Source organism: Nonomuraea cavernae (genome assembly GCF_014646355.1).
In the GTDB taxonomy this organism is placed as follows: Bacteria; Actinomycetota; Actinomycetes; order Streptosporangiales; family Streptosporangiaceae; genus Nonomuraea; species Nonomuraea cavernae.
In genome coordinates this window covers 24151-33448 of sequence record NZ_BMNH01000026.1, presented here as the reverse complement: position 1 = coordinate 33448, position 9298 = coordinate 24151, and the positions used below count along the sequence as shown (strand labels likewise).

The following is a 9298-nucleotide window of genomic DNA, read 5'->3' as shown; positions in this document are numbered from 1 at the left end:
TGGCGGCCCGTACGGCCCCCCACGCCCCTTGACACGTCCGGCCGGCACGGCGATGAATCACGTCCGGCCGCCACGGCCATCACAGGAGCATGCCGCCGGTGGCCAGGAGGTTCTGCCCCGTGATCCACCGGCCGTCGGGCCCGGCGAGGAAGGCGACGACCGCCGCGATGTCGTCGGGCCGGCCGAGCCGCCGCAACGCGGTGCAACCGGACGCCTGCTCCAGCGCCTCCGGCGGGTTGCTGGCGCGCAGCATCTCGGTGTCGGTGGCGCCGGGCGAGACGATGTTGACGGTGATCCCGCGCTCTCCCAGCTCGCGCGCCGCCACCTTGGCGAACTGCTCGGCCGCCGCCTTGCTCGCCGCGTAGAGGGCGATGCCGGGCGCGGGCAGCGCGGTGTTGAGGGTGGAGATGTTGACGATCCGGCCGCCGTCACGCATCACCCTGCCCGCCCACTGGATGGCCAGGAACGTCGCGCGGGCGTTGACCGCGAACACCCGCTCGTAGGTCTCGCGCGTCACGTCGGCGATGGGCGCCTGGCCGCCCTCGGCCGCGTTGTTGACCACGATGTCGACGCCCGGCAGCCGTTTCTCCGCCATGGCGAACAGCCGGGCGAGGTCCTCCTCGCTGCCCTGGTCGGCGCGTACGGCCAGCGCGCCCGTCTCGGCGGCCACCCGCTCGGCCGCCTCGGTGCTGGTGTGGTAGCTGAACACCACGTCGGCCCCGTCGGCGGCCAGCCGCTCCACGATGGCCCGGCCGATGCCGCGAGAGCCTCCGGTCACCAGCGCGCCCATGCCCGAGAGTGTCGAGAGTGAGGTCATGCCGCCAACCTACGCCTTCAGCATGATCTTGCGGGCCTCACTCTTGGACAGCCGGTCGAGGTACAGCCTGCCGTCGAGATGCTCGGTCTCGTGCTGGAAGCACCGGGCCAGCGAACCGCGCGCCTTCACGCGTACGGGCCGGCCCAGCCGGTCGAAGCCCTCGACCGTCACCCCGGAGGCCCGCGCGACCGGGGCGTAGGACGGCCGGCCCGCCCGCCGGTCGGGGACGGACAGGCAGCCCTCCTCGTCGACGATCTCCTCCGGGTCGTCCACGGTCAGCACGGGGTTGACCACGTGCCCCTTGCGGCCGCTGATGTCGTAGACGAACAGCCTCCGGGACACGCCGATCTGCGGGCCGGCCAGGCCGACACCGTCCACCGCGTACATCGCCTCGAACATCTCGTCGATCAGGCGGCGCAGCTCGCGGTCGAAGCCCTCCACGGGCTCCGCGGGCGTGCGCAGGACCGGGTCGCCGATCACACGGATCTCACGCATGGGTGCTCTGCTTCCGTAAGGAGTGAGTAAGGTCGGGGCCCCTTACTCTAGCCAGAGCGCACGCGCCGGGAGTCCGATGGACGGCGCTGTGGAAGACTGGAGCCGTGCGCGTCTACATCGGTGCCGACCATGCCGGCTATGAGTTCAAGAACCATCTCGTGTCCTGGCTGAAGGACCACGGCCACGAGGTGACCGACTGCGGTCCCTTCGTCTACGACGCCGAGGACGACTATCCGGCGTTCTGCCTGCGGGCGGCCGAGGGCGTCGCCGACGATCCGGGCAGTCTGGGCGTGGTCATCGGCGGGTCCGGCAACGGTGAGCAGATCTCCGCCAACAAGGTGCGCGGCATCCGCGCCGCCCTGGTCTGGAGCGAGGAGACGGCCAAGCTCGCCCGCGAGCACAACAACGCCAACGTGGTCAGCGTGGGCGCCCGGATGCACTCCACCGAAGACGCGACCAGGTTTGTCGAGGCCTTCCTGGCCACGCCCTTCTCCGGCGCCGAGCGCCACAGCCGGCGCATCGCCCAGGTCGAGACCTACGAGACCATCGGCCAGCTGCCCTCGCTGCCCTAACCTCCGCGACGCTTGGGATCGCGTCGCGGCATCTCGTCGCGCAGGGGCCGCCGGTCGGCGGCCTCCTGCTGCTCCCTCGACGGTTTCGACACGTCGCGCGCGCGCATCGCGGTGACCGCCGTGATCTGCAAACTCTGCAGCGCCATGCTCAGGAGCCTACGTCAGAAGGTCAGCCCCGCCCATGGCTTCGGGCTCCACGACATCGCCGTGGCCAGCGCCCGCACCGCCCCGGGCGAGTGCTCACGCAGCAGCCCGGCGTCGAGCTCGGTGGTGAGCAGGCCGTCGCCCAGGTACGCCGAGCCGAGCGAGGAGGCCGGCAGCGTCACGTCGGGCTCGTCCTCGACCGGCTTGCACTCGGCGCCCGTCGCATCGGCGCTCAGCCGCCAGCGGCGGGCGTTCCACGGGCACACGTCGTCCTCGACCTCGATGACCACGTCGACGGGAGCCGAGTAGGACCGCGAGGTCAGCGCCCGGTCGACCTCGACCAGCCGGACCCAGAGCTCGTCCGCCCACGACGCGCGCAGCTGCCGTGGGTCGGCCAGCAGCACGGTGATCGGGTCGTCGACCGGCCTGCCGCCCGCCTCCACCCGCGAGACCAGGTCACGGTCGAGCACGCTGCGCCACAGCAGCGCGTACGCCGCCGGATCGGACGCCTCCAGTTCATGCAGCCGCAGCTCGCCGTCGGGCACGCCGTTGGAGTCCCAGCTCGCCTTGATCCGGAACAGCGCGTAGCCGCGCACGCCCCCGTCGTCCTCGGCGATCACCGAACGCAGCATGCCGTCACCGCGCCGGTCGATCTCCTCGTCGGCCAGCAGGCCCGTCCAGAAGTGCTCGTGGCGCAGGTAGCGACCGGGGCGCCGGGTCGCGATCGACGCGAACAGCCGCTCGAAGTCGCCCCTCGCCTCGGCCGGCCTCGCCACCCGGAGCCGCAGCGACGGGTCGACGGGAGCGTTCCGGACGAAGGCCGACCCGTGCTTCTGGATCCGGAACGACAGCTCCCCGGCGGCCCTGCCGTAGCCGAACCTGCCATAGATCGAGGACTCCGAGGCGTAGAGGGCGGCGACGGCCTCGCCCCGCTCGCGGATGTCGTTCAGCTGCCGGCGCATCAGCGCGGACAGCACGCCACGGCGGCGGTGCGAGGGCAGGACGCTGACGCCCGTCACGCCGCCGACCGGGAGCTGACCGCCCGGCACGGTCATCGTCAGGCTGAAGACGGCCGTGACGCCCGCGACCACGTCGCCGTCGAACGCCGCCAGGGTGCGGTCGAACTCGGTCTGCGCCTTGTACCGTGCGGACTGCTGCGGATGCGGCGTCCAGCCGAACCCCTCGGAGAGCACCTCGGCGAACGCCGGCCAGTCGGCCTCGTCAACCGGACGGATCGGATACGTCATCCGTCCACCGTATGAGCGGTCCGAGGTGAGGGCCACCGATTATCAGGCAAGATGATCAAGGTGTTGGTCAAGTGGGCTGCCCAAAGCCGGGCCAGACCGCTACAGTCAGGCGCATCATGAGTTCCCGTCCGGCGCCGCTGATCCCGCCATGGCTCCGTGCGCTCCTCGTACGGGTGCCGTTCCTGGTGTCCGCCGTACGGTTCCTCCGCAGAGGGCCGCTGGCCCGCGACCGCAACCTGCTGGTCACCCTCACCGTGCTGACGCTCCTGGTGGGCCTGCTGGCCGCCCGGGTGTCGACCGAGTGGTTCTCGCCCTCGCTGCTCATCCTCATCACCCTGCTCGGCGGGCTGCAACTGCGCCTCGCCAGCCTGGCCAAGCTGATGGTGGCGGTCGCCGTCGCGCTCGGCTACATCGCCGTCACCCTCGGCGTGGGCCGGATCGGGCTCGGACTCATGGTGACCATCGGCTTCACCACCGTGCTGGCCGTGCTCATGGCCCGCACCCGGGGCAAGCTCGGAGTGCAGGGGCTGCGCGGAGACGCGATGCTGCTGGAGTTGCGCGACCGGCTCAAGAGCCAGGGAGAGCTGCCCACGCTGCCCAAGGACTGGGGCGCCAAGGTCGTGCTCAAGCAGGCGGGCGGGTCCTCCTTCGGGGGCGACTTCCTGGTCTCCATGCGCGACGGCGACAAGGTGGAGATCGCCCTGGTCGACGTGTCGGGCAAGGGCGTCGACGCGGGCACCAGAGCGCTGCTCCTGTCGGGCACCTTCGGCGGGCTGCTCGGCTCGGTCGACGACTTCCTGCCGGCCTGCAACGCCTACCTCCACCGCCAGCGCGGCGACGAGGGGTTCGTGACCGCCGTGCACGTCCGGCTCGACCTGGCGACGGGCGCCTACACGATCACCTCGGCCGGTCATCCGCCGGTGGTGAAGTTCGACGCGGGCACCGGCAACTGGCAGGTCGCCACGGCCAAGGGCGTGGTGCTCGGCGTGGTGCCCGACCTGCACTGCGAGCCCGACAGCGGCACCCTGCGCAAGGGTGACGCGTTGCTGCTCTACACCGACGGGCTGATCGAGGAGCCCGGCCGCGACATCGACGCCGGGCTCGACAAGCTGCTCGGCGAGGCGGAGCGGCTGCTGCCGTCGGGTTTCCGCGACGGCGCGCGGGCGTTGGTCAACGTCATGTCGTCGGGCCACAACGACGACTGCGCGCTGGTGCTCATCTGGCGCCCGTAGCGTCCGCGTGGCAAGCCCTGTGGTGCTTGTAGTGACGAACGACATGGGTCGCACCATGACCGACCCCATGGCCCAACCATGATCGTGGTCACTGGCCGGTGCGCCGGAGTCCTGGGATTCTCGTAACGCTCTGCCCATGAGCCCGAGCCCCGGGGGAGCGGCGCGGCTCCGTCCGGGGTTCGGCCCGCTCGTGGCGGTCAGAGCCAGCCTGAGTCGCTGGCGATCCGTACGGCGTCGAGGCGGTTGCGCGCGCCGGTCTTGCACATGATCCGCGACAGGTGGTTGCGCACGGTGCCGACCGACAGGAACAACTGGTCGGCGATCTCCGCCGACCCGGCGCCTTCGGCGGCGATGCGCAGCACGTCGAGCTCGCGCCTGGTCAGCGGGTTGGGGGCGCACTGCAGGGCGGCGATCGCCAGCTCCGAGTCGATCGCCCGGCGGCCCGCCGCGACCTGCCGCAGGCCCTCGGCCAGCTGCTCGGGAGCGACGTCGAGGCTCATGAAACCGAGCGCGTGCGCGGCCAGGGCGCTGCGCACCTGGCCGGGGGTCGGCTGGGCGGACAGGATCAGCGCCCGGCAGCCGGGCGCCTTCTCATGCAGCCGCGTCACGGCGGGAATGCCGCCCGAGCCGGGCAGATCCAGATCGATGACCGCCGTGTCGGGCTCGCAGGTGAGCGCCGCGGGCAGCACGTCCTCGGCACTGCCCACCTCGGCCACGACCCGCAGGTCGGGCTCGGCGTCGAGGGAGGCGACCAGGCCGCGCCGCACCAGCGGCAGGTGCTCGGCGACCAAAATCCGGATCAAGGCGCCCTCCTTCGTTCTGTCTCAGAGTGATCGTTTGATCTCATACTGTCAACGCAGTCTGGCGATTCCGCAAAGGGTGCGCAAGCCATCCAGGTGTGGAGAGTTCGACTAGTCTGATTCCGTCAAGACCTTTCCGCCGGCCTGGAGCGCGCGTATATGGACTGGCTCTTCCTCCTGGGGATCGCCATCTTCTTCATCGGGCTGATGGTGTCCATCGCACTGCACGAGATCGGCCACCTCGTGCCGGCCAAGCTCTTCGGCGTCCGGGTGCCCCAGTACATGGTCGGCTTCGGGCCGACGGCCTGGTCGTGGCGGAAGGGGGAGACCGAGTACGGCGTCAAGTGGCTGCCGCTCGGCGGCTACATCCGGATGATCGGCATGCTGCCGCCCCGGCCGGGCGACGACCCCACCAAGCTCAGAGGCACCTCGACGGGCCCGTTCCAGGGCCTGATCGACACCGCCCGAGAGGTGGCCCAGGAAGAGGTCCGGCCCGGTGACGAGGACCGCGTCTTCTACCGGAAGAAGTGGTGGCAGAAGGTCATCATCATGTCCGGCGGTCCGGCGATGAACTTCGTGCTGGCGTTCGTGTTCTTCTCGATCCTGCTGGTCGGCATCGGTCTGCCCGGTTACGCGCCGATCGTGTCCCCGCGGACCCACACGTGCGTGATCCCGGCCGGCGAGCAGCGCACCGAGTGCAAATCCACCGACCAGCCCACCCCCGCCGCCAAGGCGGGCATGAAGCCCGGTGACGAGATCGTCTCCTTCAACGGCTCGCCGGTCTCCTCCTGGAACGACGCCACCCGCCAGATCCGCTCATACGGCGCCGGCGCCGTCAAGATCGGCATCCTGCGCGACGGCAAGCCCATGACGCTCGACGTCACGCTCATCACCCAGGACCGGCCGAAGCCCGACGACCCGGCGACGATCGAGAAGAACGTCGGCTTCCTCGGTGTCATGCCCACCGAGGTCATGCAGAAGCAGAGCATGGGCCAGGTGGTCGGCTACATGGGCGAGTTGACCGGCAGGGTGGCCGTCTCGCTGGTCAAGCTGCCGGAGAAGATGGTCGGCGTGTGGCACGCCGCCTTCTCGGGCCAGGAACGCGACCCCGAGGGCCCGGTCGGCGTCGTGGGCGCCGGTCGCATGGGCGGCGAGATCCTCGCCTCCGACATGACCGGCGTCCAGAAGTACGCCTTCTTCGTCAACCTGCTGGCCGGCTTCAACCTGGCGATCGGCATGTTCAACCTCATCCCGCTGCTGCCGCTCGACGGCGGCCACATCGCGGGCGGCCTGTGGGAGGGCCTCAAGCGCGGCTATGCCCGGATCATGCGGCGCCCCGAGCCCGCCTACGTCGACATCGCCAAGGTGCTGCCGCTCACCTACGCGCTGGCCTTCGTCATGATCATCATGGCCGGTCTGCTCGTGTACGCCGACCTGTTCAATCCGCTCAGACTCACCGGCTGACGCCGATGGATCCGCTGGACGAGCTGCGCAGGCTCTGCCTGGCCCTGCCCGAGACCACCGAACGACTCAGCCACGGCGAGCCGACCTGGTTCGTCAGAGGCAGGAAGACGTTCGTCAGCTACGCCGACCATCACCACGACGACCGGCTGGGCTTCTGGTGCGCGGCCCCTCCCGGCGTGCAGGAGGAGCTGGTGGCCGAGGACTCCGACCGGTTCTTCCGCCCGCCGTACGTCGGCCACCGGGGCTGGCTCGGCGTCTATCTCGACGTCGAGGTGGACTGGGCGGAGATCGCGGAGATCGTCGCCGACGCCTACCGCGTGATCGCGCCCAAGTCCCTCATCGCCCGCATGCCCTGACGGTCACGCGGCCTGCCCTCTGACGGCCACCGCCGTAAGTCGCTCCCGTCAGCCGTGTTCGGCGGTTTCACGGGCGAAGCACTCCGCTCAGCCATGTCCGGTGGCTTCGCGGGTGAAGTACTCCGCCACGACCCGGGTGTGGAGCGTGAAAGCCAGCTCCTGAGGCCCGCCGATCAGCGACCAGCCGGTCGTCTCGGCCGTGGCCGCCACCGGGGGGAGGGCGGCCGAGCCGATCCGCGGCCCCAGCGCGAAGATCAGCACGGTGCCGTCGGGAGCGCTGAGCACGTCGAAGAGCCGCACGTCAGCCACGTCCACGACGACCCCCGTCTCCTCGCGGAGCTCCCGGACGGCGGCTTGCTGCCAGGACTCGCCGATGTCGATGAAACCGCCGGGCAGGGCGAGCTCACCACGGCCCGGCTCGACGTCACGGCGCACCACCAGCAGGCGGCCGTCCACCGGCAGCAGCATCACCGCGACCGGCAGCGGATTGAGATAGCCGGTGTTGCCGCAGCCGGAACAGGTCCGAGGCCATGCCTGATCAGGGGTGTACGCCTGACCGCAGTAGGAGCAGTGCGAGTTCTTGATCGCCATGATGGGAGACTGGGCCCCGCTTTCCAGTGGTGCGCATGCTCCCTTACCGCGCGAGCAGCGGGAGCGCCGGGAAGGTGTGGTCCTGCCACAGCAGCCGTGAGGTCTCTTCCGGGTAGGCGGAGACCTTCGACGGCGTGTCGAAGAGCTGCGCGAGTCGGTGGTCGGCGTCGTACGGAGGCCAGCCCGGGTCGCCGTGAGCGGCGAACGCCGTCCACGCCCCGCGGATCCGCGCGGACAGCTCCTCCGCCGCCGGGGAGGGCGGATCACCGATCAGCATGGCGGGCTGCCCGCTGCTCAGGTTGCCGAAGACGAGCGGCACGTCCAGGCCGTGGCAGGCGCCGGGGGCGCCATCCAATCCCGGGGCGGACCAGGTCAGTTCGTAGAGGTGGGCCTGGCCGCCGCCGGAGATCTGCGCGTCGGCGAGGTGGAGGCTCGGCATGCGGAACAACCAGTCCGCGTTGACCAGCTCGTACAGCTCCTCGTCGGTCGCGGCCGGGAAGGCCTCGCGGTATCGGCGCGCACCGTCCGGGCCGGGGGCGAGCATGCGCAGAGCGGTCTCGGTCTGCTCGTGGGTGACCTGGCCGAGCACGCCGTCGATCAGGCTGAACAACCGGTGCTCGTCACGCGTGTGCCCGACGAGAAGCGCGATGTCCCGGGCGGCGCCGTCAGCCAGCGCCTGCCAAGGGGTCACCGGCAGGACGTCACCGTCGACGACCGGTGCGAACGGGATCGGCCGGTGGGTGATCTGCCCCCAGCGCTCCCGCCACTGCACCGTCTTGGCGAAGATCGCGTCGCCCGTGGCCGGCAGCCGGGCCGGGGCCACCGCCGACAGGCCGGACACCGTGGGCCGTACCCCCAGCTCGGCGGCGCAGGCGGCGGCGATGTCGGCGGCCAGCTCGGTGGAGAAGAACGTCCCCGGCACGCTCTGCGCGACCGCCCGTGAGAAGAGCCCGGCGGCGCGCGGCATGGCGAGCAACGCGGCGACCGATCCGCCGCCCGCCGACTGCCCGAAGACCGTGACCCGGTCCGGATCGCCGCCGAACCCCCTGATGTTGTCCCGCACCCACCGCAGGGCCGCGACCTGGTCGAGCAGCCCCCGGTTGGCCGGGGCTCCGCCGATCTGCGCGAAACCCTCGATGCCGAGACGGTAGTTGAGGGTCACGACCACGGCTCCGCCGCCGGCCAGGCGCCCGGCGTCGTATTCCGGGAGGCTGGAGTGGCCCATGGCGTAACCGCCGCCGGGGATCCACACCATCACCGGGAGCCCCGCCGCCGGATCCGGCTCCGGTGTCCAGACGTTGACCGTCAACCAGTCGTCGCCGGTGGTGCCCTCAGACGCCCCGAGCAGGCCGGACTGCGGGGGCGGCGGGCCGTACGCGACCGCCGGGCGCACCCCCTCCCAGCTGCGCACCGGCTGTGGCGCGGCGAAACGGAGGGCGCCGACCGGCGGCTCGGCGAACGGGATGCCGCGGAAGACCGCCAGGCCCGCCTCGCGGCCGCCGCGGAGGACGCCGGCCGTCGTGCGGACTTCCGGCTCGGACTCGGACGGCTTGCTGGACGCGGTGACGGCCACTACGCGG

11 protein-coding genes are annotated in these 9298 nt (G+C 71.1%); 4 read left to right on the top strand and 7 right to left on the bottom strand.

The window, feature by feature from the left end:
- Positions 1-79: 79 nt before the first annotated feature.
- Together IEY82_RS30325 and def are read right to left on the bottom strand one after the other, a co-directional pair.
- Positions 80-817: an SDR family oxidoreductase gene (locus IEY82_RS30325; RefSeq protein WP_189127685.1), complete on the bottom strand. Its 738-nt coding sequence runs from the start codon at positions 815-817 to the stop codon at positions 80-82.
- Positions 818-826: 9 nt separating this feature from the next.
- Positions 827-1312, bottom strand: coding sequence for a peptide deformylase (def, locus tag IEY82_RS30320; protein WP_189127684.1), 486 nt, complete (start codon positions 1310-1312; stop codon positions 827-829).
- Between the two features lie 104 nt (positions 1313-1416).
- Between def and IEY82_RS30315 the strand changes: the two genes are divergently transcribed.
- On the top strand, positions 1417-1884 hold the full coding sequence (locus IEY82_RS30315) for a ribose-5-phosphate isomerase (RefSeq protein ID WP_189127683.1): 468 nt from the start codon (positions 1417-1419) through the stop codon (positions 1882-1884).
- Here IEY82_RS30315 and IEY82_RS30310 read toward each other — a convergent pair.
- The gene (locus IEY82_RS30310; RefSeq protein ID WP_189127682.1) at positions 1881-2030 is read right to left on the bottom strand and encodes a hypothetical protein; all 150 of its coding nucleotides are present in this window, start codon (positions 2028-2030) and stop codon (positions 1881-1883) included. The two genes, IEY82_RS30315 and IEY82_RS30310, sit on opposite strands and share 4 nt — an antisense overlap.
- A gap of 15 nt (positions 2031-2045) precedes the next feature.
- A complete protein-coding gene (locus IEY82_RS30305; RefSeq protein ID WP_189127681.1) occupies positions 2046-3275 on the bottom strand; it encodes a GNAT family N-acetyltransferase in 1230 nt (409 codons plus the stop codon).
- A 116-nt stretch (positions 3276-3391) separates the two neighbouring features.
- On the opposite strand from IEY82_RS30305, the gene IEY82_RS30300 reads away from it, so the two are divergent.
- Positions 3392-4507 (top strand): PP2C family protein-serine/threonine phosphatase, encoded by a 1116-nt coding sequence (locus tag IEY82_RS30300; RefSeq protein ID WP_189127680.1) that lies wholly within the window; start codon positions 3392-3394, stop codon positions 4505-4507.
- Between the two features lie 197 nt (positions 4508-4704).
- On the opposite strand, the gene IEY82_RS30295 is transcribed toward IEY82_RS30300, so the two are convergent.
- A complete protein-coding gene (locus IEY82_RS30295) occupies positions 4705-5310 on the bottom strand; it encodes a response regulator transcription factor (RefSeq protein WP_189127679.1) in 606 nt (201 codons plus the stop codon).
- A 156-nt stretch (positions 5311-5466) separates the two neighbouring features.
- On the opposite strand from IEY82_RS30295, the gene IEY82_RS30290 reads away from it, so the two are divergent.
- Both IEY82_RS30290 and IEY82_RS30285 read left to right on the top strand, forming a co-directional pair.
- Positions 5467-6771 carry a M50 family metallopeptidase gene (locus IEY82_RS30290; protein ID WP_189127678.1) on the top strand — a complete coding sequence of 435 codons (1305 nt, stop codon included), beginning with the start codon at positions 5467-5469 and terminating at the stop codon, positions 6769-6771.
- A gap of 5 nt (positions 6772-6776) precedes the next feature.
- The gene (locus tag IEY82_RS30285) at positions 6777-7127 is read left to right on the top strand and encodes an MmcQ/YjbR family DNA-binding protein (protein WP_189127677.1); all 351 of its coding nucleotides are present in this window, start codon (positions 6777-6779) and stop codon (positions 7125-7127) included.
- 87 nt (positions 7128-7214) lie between these two features.
- On the opposite strand, the gene IEY82_RS30280 is transcribed toward IEY82_RS30285, so the two are convergent.
- On the bottom strand, positions 7215-7718 hold the full coding sequence (locus IEY82_RS30280; RefSeq protein ID WP_189127676.1) for an NUDIX domain-containing protein: 504 nt from the start codon (positions 7716-7718) through the stop codon (positions 7215-7217).
- Positions 7719-7761: 43 nt separating this feature from the next.
- Entirely contained in the window at positions 7762-9291 is a 1530-nt protein-coding gene (locus IEY82_RS30275) for a carboxylesterase/lipase family protein (protein WP_189127675.1), read from the bottom strand.
- Between the last annotated feature and the right edge of the window lie 7 nt (positions 9292-9298).

Excerpts from the sequence above, each read along its gene's own strand:
- IEY82_RS30325 (WP_189127685.1), bottom strand. The coding sequence starts at position 817 with ATGACCTCACTCTCGACACTCTCGGGCATGGGCGCGCTGGTGACCGGA.
- def (WP_189127684.1), bottom strand. The coding sequence starts at position 1,312 with ATGCGTGAGATCCGTGTGATCGGCGACCCGGTCCTGCGCACGCCCGCG.
- IEY82_RS30310 (WP_189127682.1), bottom strand. The coding sequence starts at position 2,030 with ATGGCGCTGCAGAGTTTGCAGATCACGGCGGTCACCGCGATGCGCGCG.
- IEY82_RS30305 (WP_189127681.1), bottom strand. The coding sequence starts at position 3,275 with ATGACGTATCCGATCCGTCCGGTTGACGAGGCCGACTGGCCGGCGTTC.
- IEY82_RS30300 (WP_189127680.1), top strand. The coding sequence starts at position 3,392 with ATGAGTTCCCGTCCGGCGCCGCTGATCCCGCCATGGCTCCGTGCGCTC.
- IEY82_RS30290 (WP_189127678.1), top strand. The coding sequence starts at position 5,467 with ATGGACTGGCTCTTCCTCCTGGGGATCGCCATCTTCTTCATCGGGCTG.
- IEY82_RS30285 (WP_189127677.1), top strand. The coding sequence starts at position 6,777 with ATGGATCCGCTGGACGAGCTGCGCAGGCTCTGCCTGGCCCTGCCCGAG.
- IEY82_RS30280 (WP_189127676.1), bottom strand. The coding sequence starts at position 7,718 with ATGGCGATCAAGAACTCGCACTGCTCCTACTGCGGTCAGGCGTACACC.